Here is a 17635-nt window from a genome sequence, read left to right on the forward strand (position 1 = left end):
CAGCAGGGCAATCCCAACCCCGGAAACGAACTCAGAACTGGATAAAACTTGGGGGCAACGTCACCGCCGACCACTCCGGAGCGGCCGCGTTGGCGCTTTGTTAACCATTCTTCTTTAAGTCTGGTTAACGGTACGAAAGCAGTCCTTCTCCTGGTGGGCTGCGCGTCATCGACCCCGGGGGCCGGACGGCAGGATGTTCTGCGCCCTCATCGCGAAAGCGTTCTGGAGCGCCGGATGAACCCGAAGAAAGTGTTCGAAGAAGCTGTCAAGCACCATCTCGATGGCGAATACAAGAAAGCCAAGGCCGGATACCAGCGCCTGATGCGCGTCTATCCGAACAATTCGGAGTTGCTTGGGAATCTGGCCGCTGTCGTCAAGCGTGAGGGCAGGTTCGCTGCCGCCGAGGAGTTGCTCGAGCGTTCGCTGCGGGCGAACCCGAACAATCTCGCGGCCATTGCCACCTTGTCCAACATCCGGATATCGGAACGGAATTACGAAGAGGCCGGGCGCCTCGCCCAGGTGGCACTGTCGATCAACCCCGATCACGTCGAATCGCTGGTCAACTGGGGAATTGTCCAGATTCACCGGAACCAGATGCAAGACGGCACGGCCACGTTCCATCGTGCCTTGCATCTGGACCCCAAATCGATCCCCGCAAAAATCAACCTCGCCAACGCCTATCGGCTGCAGAAGATCTTTGTCGACGAAGTTACCGTCACACTGGAGCGCCTCCACGAACAGCAGCCTGATAATGCCGAGGTCCTTTTTTACCTGGCACAGGCCTATCAGGACAAGATGCGCTTCGTGCGATCGGTCGATTGCCTCTGGAAGGCGTGGGAACTTCAGAAGAAAAACGACTACATCATTGCCTACGCAAACGCGCTCGTTGTCCTGGGCGAGTTCGAAGAAGCGCTTTCCATCTATGAGCGGGTGCTGCGCCTCGACGAAATGAACGCCGAGATCGGCACTACGTTCCTGTTCTCATTGAACTACGATGACCGCAAGACACCCGAGCAGGTCTTCGACGAGTATCGCGCCTTCGGAACACGCTTCAGCAAACAGTTCCCTCGAAAATTTGATCATAGCAATCATCCGAAGATCGAAGGACGGCGCATCCGCGTTGCTTATTCTTCGGCTGACCTTTACGCCCACGTGGTCGCCTATTTCATCGCCCCCATCTTCACAGCGCATAATCGGGCACAGTTCGAGTTGTTCGCCTATTCGAACACCCATCGCCCGGATGCCGTGACGGAGCGGATGAAGAACTCGTTCGATCACTGGGTCGACGTCACAAACATGACCCATGAGCAGGTGGCCGAACGGATTTATGCCGACAAGATCGATGTGCTCATCGACCTGGCGGGCCACACCTCGGATAGCCGCCTCGGCGCCTTCGCCATGAGGCCTGCCCCGGTGCAGTGCACCTACCTCGGCTATGGCTACACAACCGGGATGAACGAGATCGACTACTTCATTGGCGATGAAAACCTGACGCCGGAAGGCTCAGAGCCGTATTTCAGCGAGAAGATCTATCGCGTCCCCTCTCCGCTTTATGCCTATCAGCCACCGATGCATGTGATTCCGGAGGTAGCGCCGCTGCCGGCCCAGAAATACGGCTATGTGACCTTTGGCTCGATGTCACGAATCGTGCGGTTCAATGATCGATTGCTGTCCGTCTGGAAGGTTATCCTTGATCGGGTGCCCAACAGCCGTCTCCGACTCGACCAGAAGCCCTTCGAAGACGAGGAAACGGTCGATCGGTTCATGGGTCGACTGGAGAAACTGGGCTTCGACCGCTCACGCGTCGATCTGGTCAGCACCCGGCCGCATTGGAACGGCTATCATGAGATGGACATTTCTCTTGATTGCTGGCCACACAATGCAGGCACCACAACGTTCGAATCGCTCTTTTTGGGAGTCCCCGTCGTATCGAAACGCGACCGTGTCTCGGTGGGCCGACTGAGCCAGATGGTGCTGGAACCTCTGGGCCTCGGAGACTGGATCGTCGATACGGAAGAGGATTTCATCGAGCGTGCGGTTCTGGCGGCCAGCGATCTCGATGCCCTTGCCGAACTCCGCAGCACGTTACGGCCGCGAATCCAGAACAGCCCCTTCATGGATTTTGTCGAACGCACCAGGGGCCTCGAGAGAGCCTATCGCGATATGATGGTCCGTTTCGAGGAGTCGAACCGATGAAAGCCGTCATCCTGGCGGGCGGCCTCGGCACCCGCATCTCGGAAGAGACGCATCTGCGGCCCAAGCCGATGATCGAGATCGGCGGCAAACCGATCCTCTGGCACATCATGAAGATGTACTCGTCCCACAATGTGAACGAGTTTGTGATCTGCTGCGGTTACAAGGGCTATCTGATCAAGGAATACTTCCAGAACTACTTCTTGCACATGTCGGACGTCACGTTCGACATGGCAAAGAACCGGATGGAAGTGCATCGCGAGCAGGCCGAGCCCTGGCGCGTGACCTTGGTCGATACCGGCGAGGACACAATGACCGGCGGGCGCCTCCGCCGCGTCGGCCGCTACCTCCGCGACGAGGAGGCCTTCTGCTTTACCTATGGCGACGGCGTCTCGAGTGTCGATATCGCCGCAACCCTGGCCTTCCACCGCGAGCATGGCAAGCTGGCCACGGTGACGGCCGTGCTACCGCCCGGCCGCTTCGGCTCGCTCGGCCTCGACGGCGAGAAGGTGACAGGCTTCATCGAGAAGCCGCGCGGGGAAGGCGGGTGGATCAATGGCGGCTTCTTCGTGCTCTCCCCCCGGGTGATCGATCTGATCGAGGGCGATTCGATGAGCTGGGAAGTCGAACCCATGCGCGCCCTTGCCGCCTCCGACCAGCTGCGCGCCTTCCAGCATGACGGTTTCTGGCAACCGATGGACACCCTGCGCGAGAAAAACCTTCTTGAGGATCTCTGGGCCTCGGGCAAGGCGCCGTGGAAGACATGGTAGCCACCGCCTCGCCAGAATTCTGGCGCGGCAAGCGCGTTCTGCTCACCGGCCATACCGGCTTCAAGGGGGGCTGGGCCGCCCTGTGGCTGGCGCGGATGGGCGCCGAAGTGACCGGCATTGCCCTCGCGCCGAATTCCCGGCCGGACATGTTCGGCAAGCTCGATCTCGCACGGCAGGTTGACAGCCATCTCATCGACATCCGCGACCGCGAGGCCTTTTCCGGCCGCATCCGCGCCGCCCGGCCGGAAATCGTGCTGCACATGGCCGCGCAGCCACTGGTCCGCGCCAGCTATCGCGAGCCGGTCGAGACCTTCGCCACCAATGTGATGGGCACCGTGCACCTGATGGAAGCCCTGCGCGGCCTCGCCGGCTGCCGCGTGGCCGTCATGGTCACGACCGACAAGGTCTATCACAATCTCGAGCATCCCTATCCCTACCGGGAGGAGGATGCCCTCGGCGGCTATGATCCCTACAGCGCCAGCAAGGGCGCGAGCGAGATCGTGATCGCCAGCTACCGCGATTCCTTCCTGCGTGCCGAAGGCATGGCCATCGCCTCCGCCCGGGCCGGCAATGTCATTGGTGGCGGCGACTGGTCGGAAGACCGGCTGATCCCCGATGCCGTGCGCGCCTGGCTCTCGGGCGGGACGCTGGAAATCCGCCGTCCGCAATCGATCCGTCCGTGGCAGCATGTCCTCGAGCCGGTCAATGCCTATCTCGTGCTTGCCGAACGGCTCTGGGCCGAGCCGACCCTCGCGGGAGCCTACAATATCGGGCCGCATACGCACGAGGCGGCCACCGTGCGCGACGTAATCGAGCAGGCGCGCCGCCATTTCCCGCAAGCGGCTGTGCATTATGGCGATGGCACCGCCGGCCCGCACGAAGCCGGCTGGCTGGCGCTGGAAACCGCCCGCGCCCGGACCCAGCTCGGCATCCGCCCGCGCTGGGATATTGCCGAGAGCATCGCCCGCACCATGGCCTGGTATCGCGCCGAGGCGGATGGTCAATCCGCGACCGCGCTCTGCGATTCCGATCTCCGCGCCTTCGCGGAGGCCATATGAGCCGCCTCGCGCTCCATCCGCTGACGCTGGACGGGCTGGTCCGGGTCGACCGTGCGAGGCTGGGCGACCCGCGCGGTTTCCTCGCCCGCATCTTCTGCGCCGAGACCCTGCGCGAAGCCGGCTGGACGATGCCGATCGCCCAGATCAACCATACCTATTCAGCCGCGCAGGGCACGATCCGCGGCATGCATTTCCAATACGCGCCCCATGCCGAGATGAAGCTCGTCACCTGCCTCCGCGGCGAGATCTGGGATGTCGCGCTCGACCTGCGCCCCGCTTCGCCGCGCTACCTGCACTGGCATGCCGAGATCCTCTCGGCAGAGAATGGCCGCGCCCTGCTCATTCCGGAAGGCTGCGCCCACGGCTTCCAGGCGCTCTCGCCCGATGTCGAGATTCTCTATTGTCATTCCCGCGCCTATGCCCCGGAGGCCGAGGGCGCGGTCAATGCCTTCGATCCCGCTTTCGGGATCGCCTGGCCGCTACCGGTTTCGGTCATGTCCGACCGGGATCGCGGCCATCCGCTGATTGATGACAACTTCAAGGGAGTTGCCCTGTGAAATGCCGGCATTGCGGCACGCCGCTCCGTCATCCCTTCCTCGATCTCGGGGCCTCGCCGCCCTCGAATGCCTATCTCACGGCCGCGCAATTGCAGGCGCCGGAAACCTGGTTCCCGCTCCGCGTGATGGTCTGCGACAGCTGCTGGCTGGTCCAGACCGAGGATTATGCCGGCCGCGAGGCGCTCTTCACCGAGGAATACGCCTATTTCAGTTCGACCTCGACGAGCTGGCTGAAACATTCGGAAACCTATGTCACGGCGATGCGCCAGCGGCTCGGGCTCGGCCCGCAGAGTTGCGTCGTCGAGATCGCCGCCAATGACGGCTATCTCCTGCAATATGTGAAGGCCGCCGGCATTCCCTGCTACGGCATCGAGCCGACGCGCTCGACCGCCGATGCCGCACGGGCGAAGGGGATCGACATTGTCGAGGAATTCTTCGGCGTCGCCTTGGGCGAACGCCTCGCCGGCGAGGGCCGCGCCGCTGACCTCACGGCCGCGAACAATGTGCTGGCCCATGTGCCGGACATCAACGATTTCGCCGGCGGCTTTGCAAAGCTGCTCAAGCCGTCGGGCGTCTCGACCTTCGAATTCCCGCATCTTCTGAACATGGTCGCGCTGAACCAGTTCGATACAGCCTATCACGAGCATTACTCGTATCTCTCGCTGACCGCCGTCGCCCGCATCTTTGCCGCAAACGGGTTGGCCGTCTTCGATGTCGAGGAAATCGCCACCCATGGCGGCAGCCTGCGCGTCTTCGCCCAGCGCAGCGATACCGGCATGCGGCCCGTCAGCCCCGCTGTCGGCGCGATGCTGGCGCGCGAGGAAGCGGCCGGCATGAAGCGGGCCGATTACTATGCCACGTTCCAGAAGCAGGCCGAGGGCGTGAAGGATGGCATTGTCGCCTTCCTGATCGAGGCGAAGCGCAAGGGCCTGCGCGTCGGCGCCTATGGGGCAGCCGCCAAGGGCAATACGCTGATGAACTTCGCCGGCATCCGGCCCGATCTTGTGCCGTATGTCGTCGATCGCGCCGCCGCGAAACGGGGCAAATTCATGCCCGGCAGCCGCGTGCCCATCGTCGATGAGGCGCATCTCTGGAACGACAGGCCCGATCTCGTGCTGATCCTGCCCTGGAACATCCGCCAGGAAGTGATGGAACAGTTGGCCGGCATCCGCGAATGGGGCGGCAGGTTTGTTGTCGCCGTGCCGGAACTGGAGGTGACATGATCACCATCCACCCGACAGCGCGCATCTCGAAACTGGCGGATATCGAGGATTCGACCCGCGGCACCCGGATCGAGATCGGCGCCCATTCGATGGTCGACAGCTTCGTCAAGATCAAGCCGGTCGGCGGCTCGGGCGACCTCGTCATCGGCGAGCATGTCTATCTGAATTCCGGCTGCGTGCTCTATACCGGCCAGGGCATCCGGATCGGCAATTCGGTGGCCATCGCCGCCAATTGCACCTTCGCGCCGGTCAACCATGCCTACAAGGATGCCTCGCGCCTGATCCGGGAGCAGGGCTTCCTTCCCGGCAAGGGCGGCATCGTCATCGAGGACGATGTCTGGATCGGTGCGAATTGCGTCCTGCTCGATGGTACCGTCCTTAGGCGCGGCTGTGTCGTCGCAGCCGGCACGCTCGTCAAGGGCGAGTTCGAGGCCTATACCGTCTATGCCGGCAATCCGGCCCGCGCGATCGGGAAGCGCACATGACCCGGTTCACCATCCTCGGGGCCAGCGGAACCATCGGGCGACGGCTTGTCGCCTGGCTGCGCACGGCCGGCGAGGAGGTCTTCGCGCCAGCCCGGGGCGATGGCGGGATCTGGAGCGAGGATCTGGGCAACGTCATCTATTGCATCGGCGTGACTGCCGATTTCCGCTCGCGCCCGCTGGAAACCGTGGAGGCGCATGTCGGCCTCCTGCGGCGGCTGCTGGCGGAAGCCCGCTTCGACCGGCTCGTCTATCTCTCTTCGACGCGCGTCTATGGCGGCGCCGCGCATGGCGACCAGCCGGCCCGCGAGGACGTGTTCCTCGGCGTGAACCCGCATTCGGGCTCGGATCTGTACAACCTCTCCAAGCTCATGGGCGAGAGCCTCTGCCTGCATGGCAGCCACGGCCGCGCCTGTGTCGCGCGGCTCTCCAATGTCGTCGGCGGCGAGGATGCGGATTCGGAGAACTTCATCCCGTCGCTGCTGCGCGAGGCCACCACCGGCCGGATCCATCTGCGGAGCGCGCTCGATTCCGCCAAGGATTACATCCATATCGACGATGTCGTGCCCCTGCTCGCCCGCATGGCGCGCGGGCCGGCAAGCGGCATCTACAATCTCGCCAGCGGCATCCGGACCAGCCATGCCGAATGGCTCGACGCCATCATCGCCGCCACTGGCGCACGCGTGACAGTCGAACCCGGCGCGCCGAAAATCCTCTTTCCGCCCATCGACATCACCCGGATCCGCACCGAATTCGGTGCCGATCCGCGCGCCGCTGTCGGCAGCATTTTCACCCCCGTCGCCCGGGCCACGCGCCCGGCCATCGCATCCGCCTGAGGGAGGCACCATGGACCCCGTCAAACAATTCGCTGAAGAACGCCTTGCACGCCTCGAAGCCTATCAGACCGATACCGAGTTCCGGCAGCTCTCGCAGGCCTGGCTCGAATCCTCGATGCGGAAGAAATACGTCTACAATTTCGACTGGCTCGGCCGGCCGATCATCCAGTATCCGCAGGATATGTGGGCCGTGCAGGAACTGATCTGGCAGATCAAGCCGGACCTGGTGATCGAGACCGGCATTGCCCATGGCGGTTCGCTGATCCTCAGCGCCAGCATCCTTGCCATGCTCGATTATTGCGACGCCATGGCCGCCGGCACCACGCTCGATCCCCGCAAGACAAAGCGCAAGGTCATCGGCATCGATATCGATATCCGGCCGCATAACCGCGCCGCTCTGGATGCCCACCCGCTCCGGCCCATGCTGCATCTTGTCGAGGGCTCGAGCATTGCTCCCGAGACGGTCGCCGCCGTCCGGGCCGCGGCAGCCGGCCACAAGACCATCATGGTCTTCCTCGATTCGATGCACACGCATGCCCATGTGCTCGCCGAACTCGAAGCCTATGCACCCATGGTGTCCAAGGGCAGCTATTGCGTCGTCTTCGACTCCTTCGTCGAGGACATGCCGGCCGATCTCTTCCCGGACCGGCCCTGGTCGCCCGGCGATAACCCGATGACGGCGATGCGTGAATACCTCAAGGCCCATCCGGAATTCGTGATCGACAAGTCGATCGAGGGCCGTCTGATGGTCACCGTTGCCGCGCAGGGGTTCCTGAAGCGCGTGGGGTGATCGGCGAGGGCGGGAAGGGTTCAGGGCCGGCCCGGCAGGCCGGTTCTGCTACTTTTGGTTGCATTCGTTGGACGAGTCAGGAATTGTCCGGAGGAGCGCAACGAGTTGTTTACACCCCTATGGTGAACTCCTCTGACAAGAAGGAGGCCGAACGTGGCCCTTAAAGTCGAGCTCAAGCCCAACGAACGCATCATCATCGGGACCGCAGTTGTCAGGAACTGCGATCAACGCACGAGCCTGATCATCGAGGGCAATGCGCCGATCCTGCGGGAAAAGGATATCCTGAGCCCCAAATCGGCCGACAGTCCGGCCAAGCTGATCTACCTCACAATACAATTGATGTATATTGACGGCAAAGTATCCGAGAACATTGGTCTATATAATAAGTTTGTTACAGACTTCCAGAAAGCTGTCCCAAGTTCTACCAAGATCCTGATGGCCATTCACAACCATATTTTAAACGGCGAGTTCTATAAAGCCCTCAAGGAAGCTAAGCAGCTTCTGGCGTACGAGAGGAAACTGTTCGAGCATGCAGCCCGGAATTCAAGCGTACAACAAGACCCAGACTCTTGCCCTCAGCCAGCGAGAGCTTGAGGCCCGCGCCCTTCTCAAGGCAGCCAGCAAGCTGCAGTGGCTGAAGGACAATTGGGAACCGAGCGCGACGGTCATGGAAGACCCGCTGTCGCATAACCGGCAGGTCTGGGCGATCTTCCTCGACGCGGCCACCGATCCGGAATCGCCGCTCCCGCAGGAAACCCGCGCGAACATGATCGGCCTGAGCCGATTCGTGATCAATCAGTGCATGCGCATCCTTTTTGAACCCGATCCATCGAAGCTCGATGTCCTGATCGAAATCAACCAGCATATCGCTGCCGGCCTGCGTGGCCGGGGGGGCGAAGAGCTCGCCGGCGACACCCGCGCCGTTGCCGCTGCCGGCTGAAGCCGGCCCGGTTCCGCAACACCGACGCCCCTCGCCGGGGCGTTTTTTTTCGAGGCAATCCCCTGCCCGGGCCTTCGGCACCGGTTGGCATGCGATGCGGTCCCATCGCGGCAGGTCTTCTTCCTGCACACTCGGGGAAGCCCAGGAAATCTCCTGTCCAAGAAAAAGGGCGCCCCGAAAGGCGCCCGAGACAGGCAGGCCGGATGAACCCGGCCTGCAGCAAGCGGTACGGATCCTAGAGGTAATTGACCAGCGACAGCTGCGACAGCCGGGACGTGACCGAGTAGCTTGCCTCCAGCGTGGTCTGCAGCGAGGTAAGCTGCAGGATCGCCTCTTCCTTGTTGGCATTCTCGATCTCTGCCAGCAGCGAGCTGAGGAAGACCTTGCGGTCTTCGTGCCGCGTCTCGGCATCCTTCACCTGCGAGCTCGCCCGGCCGAAATCGCCGTTCATTTCGAGAATCGCGTTCGGTCCACCGGTCGACCCAAAAACCTCGATCGCTCGGGCGGCAGCACCGTCGAACCGGTCCTGCGTTGACGCGATCCCCGGGGGGTAATCTTCAGCCAGGAACATGCCAAGGGCCACCATGGATTCCCGCAAGGCGGTCTCGTTGGCCCGTGCGCCGAAATTGATGACCGTACCGCCATCCACCTCGGCCCTTTGTGTATCGCGCGCGGCCACGAGCGTGTCGTCATCGCCGCGATACCAGATCACGGTCGGGCGGGTGCCTGCTGGTGCATAGGCCGTCGCCGTGTTGAACGGCGGACCCGCCACACGCGGCGGCGGGTTATTGACGGAGCCGGAGAAGAACTCCCGCGCTGCCACGAGGCCGGAGGCCGCACGCAACTCGCCCTGGCCGATCGATGTCAGGCGGGAATTGATGGCCGCCTGCAGGTTGGCTGCGGTTGCCGCCGGCGTTGCACCGACCGGGAAAACGGTATCGTCTGCAGTGCCGGCCTGGTCGACGGCGAAGCCGAGATTGACCGTCTTGCCATCCGGCAGCTGAACCGTGAAGCTGATCCGCTCGCCTGCCAGTGGCAGGCCTGTAAAGTTGACATCGAGCTGCGGCGGCGCACCGGCCGGGCCGGTCACTGTAACATTCGACATCGCGCCACCCACGGAGCCGGCCACCAGCTTGATGCCGAACGGGTTGCCAACAGCATCCTCGGCCAGCGTCACATTGGAGCCGACAAGGTTGGTCGTCATGCGGCCGAGCCCTGTTACGCCGAGATCGGCCTGGCGGCGCTCGTCGATCACCTGGCGCAGGCCGGCATTGGTGCCGTCACCCCACATGATCGTGTTCGCATCGACCACCGGCCGGACATCCCGGGTGCGGCCGGAATAGAGATAGAGCCCTTCATGCTGGTTGTTCAGCGACGTCACGATCTGCTCGAACTGGGCCTGGACCTGCTTCACCCCGGCGGTGATTTCGGGATAGCCGCCGGTGCCGCGCGTCTCCAGCATGACGCTGCGGGCCTTATCCACGAGGGTCCGGAGCTCATTCGTGCTCTGGTCCATGATCTTGAGGCGGATCGAGGTGATGTCGATCACGCTCGTATAGCCCTCGGTCACGCCGGTCTGGTTGCGGAAGGTCAGAGAGCTGACGCGCATGTCACCCAGGCCACCGAAGGTCTGGGACTTCTTGCCGCTCGCGATCTGCCGTTGCAGGTCATCGAGCTGGTAGCGCATGGACAGGAGCAGGCGGGCATTCTGCTTCGATTTCAGCGTGCCGCCGGCATAGGGGTAGAGTGAGGTCGGGACATACATGGCTTAGATCCTCAGCAGGGCGTCGAACATGTCACGGACGGCGGAAATGATGCGGGCATTGGCCGCGTAGATATTCTGGATCTCGACGAGGTCGGCGAGTTCCTGATCCTTGTCGACACCGGAAATCGAGGCCGCGCGCTCCCGCAGGGTGGAGAGCACCACTTCCTGTCCTTCCGAAAGGGCCTCGGCATTGCTCGCCGCCTGAGTCTGTGTGGCGATCACCCGGTCAAGGAACTGGCCGGCCGTGCCGCGATAGACGGCGGTCGAGCCGGTCAGCGAGATGGCCGGCGTGAAGTCGGTCTCCCAGCTCTGGAGCTGGTCGCGCAGGAAGCTGGGCCGCGTCGGATCGCCGCTCGACGTGGTCGTCGGCACGGTCTGGTAGACCACAAGGCGGCTCGGATCCGAAAGCAGCAACGGGTTGACCCGGATGCCGCTGGAATAGCCCCGCTTCTGCGAACCGCTGTCAAACGAGCCGGTGTAGAGCTGCGAGCCGGCATTCCCGTCGACGAAGAAGGGCAAGGCCGTGCCCTGGTCGGTCAGCGCCGTCGCGGTGGCACGGGCCGAAAGTGAGTTGACGTCGCGGGTATTGCCGGCGCCGTCATCCAGGATCTGGACCACGCCACCACCAAGATCGTTGACGGTGAAGGGTGCACCCAGCGCCGCGCCTATGGCGGCGATCGCCGCCGGGAAGCCGCCCGAGAAATCGATGCCATATTCGACATCATTCGGGTCTGCGGTCGAACCGGCCGGGAGCGGCAGCGCGGCCGGATCGTTGACCGCGATGAACGACACTTTCTGCCGCGTGCCCGCCGGCTGGATCGTGTATTCGAGCGTGACGACATTGCCGCTCTGCAGTGCATTGAGATCGAGGTCGAACCCGGTCTGCGGACCGACCGTAGCAGCAGTGCCGGAGATCGTCCGGTCTCCGAGCGAGGTGGTGACCGCTGCCGCGAATTCGTCGAGATGGGCCTGCGTCTCGACCAGCACATTGTCGCGCAGGTCGAACAGGGCCGCCATGCTGCCGGATTTGACGAGCCCGTTCCGGGTCAGGTCAACCTGCCCGCCGATCGGATCGGCGATGATCAGGTGGCCGAGCGTGGATTGCGCCGGGTTCTGGTTGTACAGGCTGTTGGCCGAGACCGCGAAGCGCTCGTCGAATTGCAGCCGCAGGTTCCGGCCCTCGATGAAGAGGGGGCCGCCCGACGTGGTGTAGATGTTGAAGTTGCCGGTGCCGTTATCAAAGGTGCGGATGTCGAAATAGTTTGACAGCTCGTCGATATATTTGTCGCGCTGGTCCATAAGACCCTGCCGGGTCGCGGAATCATAGATTTCGTTGAGCTTCTTGGTCGTAACCTCGATGCCCTCGAGCAGTGTGTTCACCTTTTCGGCCTGGTCGGCGATCTTCGCCTCGATCTCGCCGCGCATCAGCTGGACGTTCTCGCTGAGGCTGTTGAGCGTTGCCGCCATGCTCTGCGCCTGGGCCAGCAGGTTCTGACGTGCCGTCGGCGAGGCAGGGTCGGCAGCGAGTTGCTGCATGGCCGTCGAGAACTTGCCGAAGATCGTGTTGAGGGCGGCTTCCGATCCCGGCTCGCCGAACAGCGAGTCAACGCGCCGGAGGTAGTCCGCGCGCGTGGAGGAATAGGCCCCGCCGCCGGCCTCGAGCCTCAGCTGCTTCTGGAGCAGCGAATCAAGGACGCGGTTGACCTCGACCTCGAGTACGGCCCCGGCGGTGATGCCGGTGGCACTGGTTTCGCGCGTCGAGAGGACGCGACGGGTATAGCCGACCGTTCCCGCATTCGCGACGTTGCGCGAGATGAGGTTCATCTGCGAGGAATTTACAGTCAGCCCGGAAACGGCGTTCTGCAAGGCGGAGATCAGTCCCATCTTTTCCTCCTTCGTCCGACCCCTTCCGGGGCGGACAACATCGTCATCGGACGATGTTCATGACGTCCTGAAACATGTGCAGCGCGGTAACGACGCGCCGCGTCGCGGCCGGTCAGGCCGGCGCGGTAACGATCACCCGCGGAAATCCGTCGGTAGAGTTGATCCGGGCCATGTCCTGCGTGCCCATGCGGCTCACGGGCAGGAGACATGGCAAAGCGTGAGCTGCGCCGGCTCTCCCGAAGGAAGCGGCACGACCTGGTGGCCGGATGGGCTGGAATGGGGGGTCCGCACCGACGCGCCGAAGCCCGGGGAAGGGCTGTCGCCTCCCCCGGACCCTGCTCGCGATACGCTGCGAAACCCATGTTCATCACTCTGCCCTCAGGCGTTACGCGTCTCCGCCTCAGCGGATGATGTTGATCACGTCCTGCAGCATCGACTGCGCGGTGGTGACCACGCGGGTATTGGCCGAGTAGGCCTGCTGCGTGACGATCATCTTCGAGAATTCGTCGGCGATATCCGCGTTGGAATTCTCGAGGCTGGCACCGATGATCCCGTCCCCGCCTGAATTGATCAGCGGCTGCCCGGATTCGAGCGTCTGCTCGAAAATGCCGCCGTCATTGCGCTTCAGGAGGTTGGCGGCCGGGAATTCGGCAATCGCCACCTGGGCAAGCGGCACGGTCTGGCCGTTCGAATAGGACCCCATGATGCGGCCGCCATCGGCCACGTTGATGTCCTGCAGCGTACCGGTGGGATAGCCGTCCTGGGTGATGCGGTTCGGGTTCAGCTGGCCGTTCGGATCGGCGAACTGGGTCAGCCCGGTCGTGCCGAAGGTCAGGTTGATCGCGCCGGTCGTCACGCCATCCACGGTGAAGGGCGTGTTGATCACGCCTGTGGCCGGGCTGGTCAGCTGGCCGGCAGCGTTGAACTGCACCGTGTTCGAGATGCGGGTCCATTTGGTGGCCGGACCAACCGCGTTGCTGTCCGAGAGATAGAACATGCTCCAGGTTTCCGGCGCCGCGTTGGAGGTCTTGCCCCAACGCATCTGGACATTGATCGGCGAGCCGGCCGCGTCATAGACCGTGACCGACTGGCCAGCGATCGTCTCGTTGAGGAAGTTGGTTTCCTGGGCCGCCGGCACTGCCGCGAGGTCGTTGGCCGGCGTCAGCAGTTCCGAACCCGGCGTCGAGGCATTCGCATTCGCCGTCAGCGGATATTTCGGCAGGTTGGCCTCGTATTCGATGGTGGTCGAGGCGCGGGCCGCGAGGTTCGACGAGGGAATGCGGATCACATTGAGCTGCGAGCCCGTGATGGCCCCCGTCGTCGGATCCACCTGATAGCCCATCAGGTAATTGCCGGTCCCGTTGACGAGGTAGCCGTTGCGGTCCACTTCGAAATCGCCGCGGCGCGTGTAGAGGCTGGCGCCGGAGAAGACCGGCTGGCCACCCGCATCGCCTGTCCGCTGGCGAACGGCGAAGAAGCCCTCGCCGGTGATCGCCATGTTGGTGCCGATCTGGCTGGCCGCGATATCGCCCTGCACCGTGGTGGTGTTGCGGCTGAAGGCCCCGACCGAGCCGGAAAGTTCACGCCGCGGCGGCATGTCCGGGACGAGATCGGCGAAGGAAGTGTCGACGCGCTTGAAGCCCGTCGTGCGTGAATTGGCGATGTTGCCGGAGATGTTTTCGAGGGCGAAGCTCTGGGAAGTAAGGCCAGAAATCGCCGTCGTCATTGCACCGAAGATACCCATGGACCTGAAACCCCGTCGCGAGCAAATGAACCTGGTGGCGGGAACCGTGACGCGAGACCTGCTGGTCCCCTGCCTGGACATCCAAGTTCGCAAGGGGCGTGCCATCCATCGATGGCCAGATATTTCAATGGGTTAGCTGAAGATACACGCTAGAGTTGCTGGAACTTTCGGCCGGAACAGCGGTTCAGCCGGCAGGATTTTCCGCAACCTTTTCTTGTGTGAGGCTAATTTTTGCAACCTCTGATAGTTTGATTTCCGGCAAATGACGGAATGGCAGGGGTCGACAGAGATCAAGGGCGGCAATTCCTACCCTGGCGGTGAGCACCCCGTTGAGTACGCCTTCCCCCAGTTTGGCCGAGAGCCGCGCTGCCATGCCGGTGCCGATGATCTGGCCGAACGCGGAATCCGCGACCGCCATACCGCCGGTCACGACGAGATGGCCAAGCACCCGCATTCCGAGCCGCATCAGGCCGATCCCGCTGGCCCGTCCGCCATAGAGCGCCGAAAGCCGCCGGATCAGCACGAGGCTCTGGCCGAGCACGAAGGCGAGATCGACAATCGCCTTGGGCGACAGGGCTGTGACCAGCGAGACGCGCTGCGCCGCCTCCGCGATCAGCTGCCGTGCCTGCTGGTCCTTCGGGCCGAGCAGGCCCCTTTCCGCAACGGCAACCAGCGTTTCCGCATCGTGGATCTCGCCCAGCACGCGCCGGATCTCAGCCCGCGCCTGCGCGGTAGTGGCATCGCCGGCGTAGAACGAGGACAGGTCGCGCAGGAGTCGTTCCGCCGCAGGTTTCTCGCGCACAGCATCGGCCTGTTCGCGGAGCCGGCCAACCGCCCGCAACCGGAAAATGCCGAAAATCTCGCGGAGAACGAAGAACAGCCCGAGCACCAGCACCGTGCCGAGCAGCCCGAGCGCGGCCATGCCCAGCCAGGGCGCCTTTGTCTGGAGCGACAGCACGAAGCCCCAGGCCGCTTCCGCCAGATAGAGCGTGACGAGCAGGGAAAGCGCCGTCCAGAACAGGCTCGACAGGCTGAACCAGCTGCCGGAAGGCGGTGCGGCGGGGGGCGTGGCCGGCCCGTCCTCAGCCGGTTCCGGCGCCTCGGTGATCTCGGCATCGCGGCGTTTCGGGCCACCCTCGTCGAGCACGAAGGCCTGCGGCGCGCGCGACGGCCGCTCGCCGGCAGGGGCGACGGGCAGGACGCGCGGGGTCTGGTCGCTCATGATAGTTGGTCTCCGAGCAGGAATTCGAGCGCCCGGTCGAGCCGGATATGCGGCAGCCCCTCGGCCTGGCGGCGCGCTTCCGGCCCGGGCGGGCGGAAACGCAGGAAGGAAAGCGGCACGGCACGGCCGCGGAAGATCACCTCGACATCCTCCGGCAGGTCACCCGGGAAGAGCGCCGCCTCGGTCTCGCCGTCGAAACGCGTATCGCCGAGCCGCTCGCCGGCCATCGGCACCCCGGCGACACAGGGCAGGTCCTGCCCGCCCTGCCTTGCCATCACCTCGCGCGTGGCGCGGATCGAGGCCAGCGCGAGGCTCTCGCTTGGCACGCCGGCCGCCTGCGCCCGGTGATAGGCGCGGCGCACCAGCACGCGCAGCAGGGCTTCCAGCCGGTCATGGTTGGTGCTGTGGAGATGGTCGGCCTTGGTGGCCGCGAAGAGGACCCGCGTGACACGCGGCGCGAACAGGTTCGACAGCAACGACCGGGCACCGATGCGAAAGGCGGCCAGTACATCGACAAGCGCGGTTTCGAGATCCGCCAGGGCTTCCACCCCGCCATTGAGCGCCGAGAGCACGTCCACCAGAACGACCTGCCGGTCGATCCGCGAGAAATGGTCGACGAAGAACGGCCGGACGATCCGGCTTTTGTAGGCCTCGTAGCGCCGGGCCATCACCGCGCCGAGGGATCCGGCGGCGCCTCCCCCTGCCCCGCCGGGCAAGGGCGCAAAGGTCAGGGCCGGCGCGCCTTCGAGGTCGCCCGGCATCAGGAACCGCCCCGGCGCCAGCGCGGAAAGTCCGCGCCCGTCATCCCGGCACGCCCGCAGGGCCCCGCCGAAGAGATCGGCAAGCCGCCGGATCTCGGGTTCCTCGGCCGGTGCTGCCGGGTCGATTGCCCGCGCCGCGGCGACGAAGGCAGCGAAAGGCTCGCGCCGCTGCCCCTCGCCGGCCTTCGTGAAGATTTCGCCGGAGAAGGTCGCATAGTCCTTGGCCAGAAGCGGCAGGTCGAGCAGCCATTCGCCGGGGTAATCGACAAGGTCGAGGTTGAGGCGCGAGGCGCCGCCGCCGATCAGCCCGCCGAGATAGCGCTGCCGGCTCTCGTAATCGATCTCGAGGCTCAACCCGGAAATGGCCCGCGTCGATTGCGGCCAGTGCCGGTCAGGCCCGGTCAACGTGGCGAGATGCTCCTCATAGGCAAAGCGCGGCAACGCATCATCGGGGTGCTGCACCACGCGGGCGGCGGCGATCCGTCCTTCCGCCATGGCCTTGAAGGCGGGCATGCGGCCACCGGAGACCAGCGCATGGACCAGCCCGGTGATGAAGACCGTCTTCCCCGCCCGCGAAAGCCCGGTCACCCCGAGCCGGAGCGACGGATTGCCCAACGTGCCGAGATAATGTCCGAGATTGGCCGTGCCGGCCTTGATATCCTCCCAGAGCGAGCCGGGCGGAACAGAACTGTCCTGTGCCATGCGCAATGTTTCCCGCGTTAGGAATGGCGATCCACCGCTGCGCTGGCAAGGGGTGCCCGGTTCAATCCTCGTCGACGCCACCCAGCATGGCGGGCGTGATGAAATGGCGGAGCTGGCACGAAGCCTGGTCGATCCCGCCCCAACCTCCCTGCAAGGCGAGGTGGACGAGCCCGGCAGTCGGCAACTTGCATTCGAGCCGGCGATAGGCCTCCTCATCGCCCCCCGGCAACCCGGCGAGATAGAGCGCGAGCGCGTGGAATCCGGGATTATGCCCCACCATCAGCACGGCCGAGGCCTCGTCGGGCAGATCCTGCACCAGCCGGAACAGCCGCGCCGGCGTGGCCTCGTAGATCGACGGCTCGATGATCGGCTCGAGTTCAGGCATCACGGTGCGGAGCCGCGCGAAGGTCTCGCGGGTCCGGCGGGCATCGGAAACGAGCACCCGGTCGAAATGCGGCTGGATGGCCTTCAGCCGCATGCCGACCAGCGGAACAGCGCCCTCGCCGCGGGGCGCCAGCGGGCGGTCATGGTCGGCGATGCCTTCCGGCCAGGCGGATTTGCCGTGTCGAAGCAGGAACAGATGTCGCATCGCCGCATGCACCCTTGAACCGCCGGCCTCTCTGCCGGCACAAAGCCTGCCTCTCTTTGACGCGAGGCGCGGGAACATGCAATGGAACTGCGGCATTCGACGGCTGAAGCAGGGGCTCC

At 64.1% G+C, this 17635-nt stretch carries 16 protein-coding genes; 10 read left to right on the forward strand and 6 right to left on the reverse strand.

Annotation, left to right across the window (positions count from 1 at the left end):
* Positions 1 to 234 precede the first annotated feature (234 nt).
* The 10 genes from P0652_RS17755 (at position 235) to flaF (ending at position 8849) form a co-directional block, all read left to right on the forward strand.
* Positions 235 to 2196: an O-linked N-acetylglucosamine transferase, SPINDLY family protein gene (locus P0652_RS17755; protein ID WP_284180228.1), complete on the forward strand. Its 1962-nt coding sequence runs from the start codon at positions 235 to 237 to the stop codon at positions 2194 to 2196.
* Positions 2193 to 2963 carry a glucose-1-phosphate cytidylyltransferase gene (gene rfbF / locus P0652_RS17760; protein ID WP_284180229.1) on the forward strand — a complete coding sequence of 257 codons (771 nt, stop codon included), beginning with the start codon at positions 2193 to 2195 and terminating at the stop codon, positions 2961 to 2963. Before P0652_RS17755 ends, rfbF begins: the two co-directional genes overlap by 4 nt.
* The gene (gene rfbG, locus P0652_RS17765; protein ID WP_284180230.1) at positions 2957 to 4021 is read left to right on the forward strand and encodes a CDP-glucose 4,6-dehydratase; all 1065 of its coding nucleotides are present in this window, start codon (positions 2957 to 2959) and stop codon (positions 4019 to 4021) included. The genes rfbF and rfbG overlap by 7 nt, the downstream gene beginning before the upstream one ends.
* On the forward strand, positions 4018 to 4578 hold the full coding sequence (locus P0652_RS17770; protein WP_284180231.1) for a dTDP-4-dehydrorhamnose 3,5-epimerase family protein: 561 nt from the start codon (positions 4018 to 4020) through the stop codon (positions 4576 to 4578). Before rfbG ends, P0652_RS17770 begins: the two co-directional genes overlap by 4 nt.
* Positions 4575 to 5801, forward strand: coding sequence for a class I SAM-dependent methyltransferase (locus P0652_RS17775; RefSeq protein ID WP_284180232.1), 1227 nt, complete (start codon positions 4575 to 4577; stop codon positions 5799 to 5801). The genes P0652_RS17770 and P0652_RS17775 overlap by 4 nt, the downstream gene beginning before the upstream one ends.
* On the forward strand, positions 5798 to 6286 hold the full coding sequence (locus P0652_RS17780; RefSeq protein ID WP_284180233.1) for an acyltransferase: 489 nt from the start codon (positions 5798 to 5800) through the stop codon (positions 6284 to 6286). The genes P0652_RS17775 and P0652_RS17780 overlap by 4 nt, the downstream gene beginning before the upstream one ends.
* The gene (locus P0652_RS17785) at positions 6283 to 7119 is read left to right on the forward strand and encodes an NAD-dependent epimerase/dehydratase family protein (RefSeq protein WP_284180234.1); all 837 of its coding nucleotides are present in this window, start codon (positions 6283 to 6285) and stop codon (positions 7117 to 7119) included. The genes P0652_RS17780 and P0652_RS17785 overlap by 4 nt, the downstream gene beginning before the upstream one ends.
* 10 nt (positions 7120 to 7129) lie before the next feature.
* Positions 7130 to 7909, forward strand: a complete 780-nt coding sequence (locus P0652_RS17790) for a cephalosporin hydroxylase family protein (protein ID WP_284180235.1) — start codon at positions 7130 to 7132, stop codon at positions 7907 to 7909.
* Between the two features lie 153 nt (positions 7910 to 8062).
* Positions 8063 to 8503 carry a flagellar biosynthesis repressor FlbT gene (gene flbT, locus P0652_RS17795; RefSeq protein ID WP_284180236.1) on the forward strand — a complete coding sequence of 147 codons (441 nt, stop codon included), beginning with the start codon at positions 8063 to 8065 and terminating at the stop codon, positions 8501 to 8503.
* Complete coding sequence (gene flaF, locus P0652_RS17800; RefSeq protein ID WP_284180237.1) at positions 8439 to 8849, forward strand: flagellar biosynthesis regulator FlaF; 411 nt, start codon at positions 8439 to 8441, stop codon at positions 8847 to 8849. The genes flbT and flaF overlap by 65 nt, the downstream gene beginning before the upstream one ends.
* Positions 8850 to 9084: 235 nt before the next feature.
* Here the strand turns inward: flaF and P0652_RS17805 are convergent, their stop codons facing one another.
* The 6 genes from P0652_RS17805 to P0652_RS17830 form a co-directional block, all read right to left on the reverse strand.
* A complete protein-coding gene (locus P0652_RS17805) occupies positions 9085 to 10614 on the reverse strand; it encodes a flagellin (RefSeq protein WP_284180238.1) in 1530 nt (509 codons plus the stop codon).
* Between the two features lie 3 nt (positions 10615 to 10617).
* Complete coding sequence (flgK, locus tag P0652_RS17810; protein WP_284180239.1) at positions 10618 to 12498, reverse strand: flagellar hook-associated protein FlgK; 1881 nt, start codon at positions 12496 to 12498, stop codon at positions 10618 to 10620.
* A gap of 400 nt (positions 12499 to 12898) precedes the next feature.
* Positions 12899 to 14242: a flagellar hook protein FlgE gene (locus P0652_RS17815; protein WP_284180240.1), complete on the reverse strand. Its 1344-nt coding sequence runs from the start codon at positions 14240 to 14242 to the stop codon at positions 12899 to 12901.
* A gap of 184 nt (positions 14243 to 14426) precedes the next feature.
* A complete protein-coding gene (locus P0652_RS17820; RefSeq protein WP_284180241.1) occupies positions 14427 to 15464 on the reverse strand; it encodes a YcjF family protein in 1038 nt (345 codons plus the stop codon).
* Positions 15461 to 16927: a YcjX family GTP-binding protein gene (locus P0652_RS17825; RefSeq protein ID WP_284180242.1), complete on the reverse strand. Its 1467-nt coding sequence runs from the start codon at positions 16925 to 16927 to the stop codon at positions 15461 to 15463. The genes P0652_RS17820 and P0652_RS17825 overlap by 4 nt, the downstream gene beginning before the upstream one ends.
* Before the next feature lie 61 nt (positions 16928 to 16988).
* Positions 16989 to 17516 (reverse strand): SixA phosphatase family protein, encoded by a 528-nt coding sequence (locus P0652_RS17830; RefSeq protein ID WP_284180244.1) that lies wholly within the window; start codon positions 17514 to 17516, stop codon positions 16989 to 16991.
* Positions 17517 to 17635 lie beyond the last annotated feature (119 nt).

It is taken from the genome of Rhabdaerophilum sp. SD176, assembly GCF_030143245.1.
Lineage (GTDB): Bacteria > Pseudomonadota > Alphaproteobacteria > Rhizobiales > Beijerinckiaceae > Rhabdaerophilum.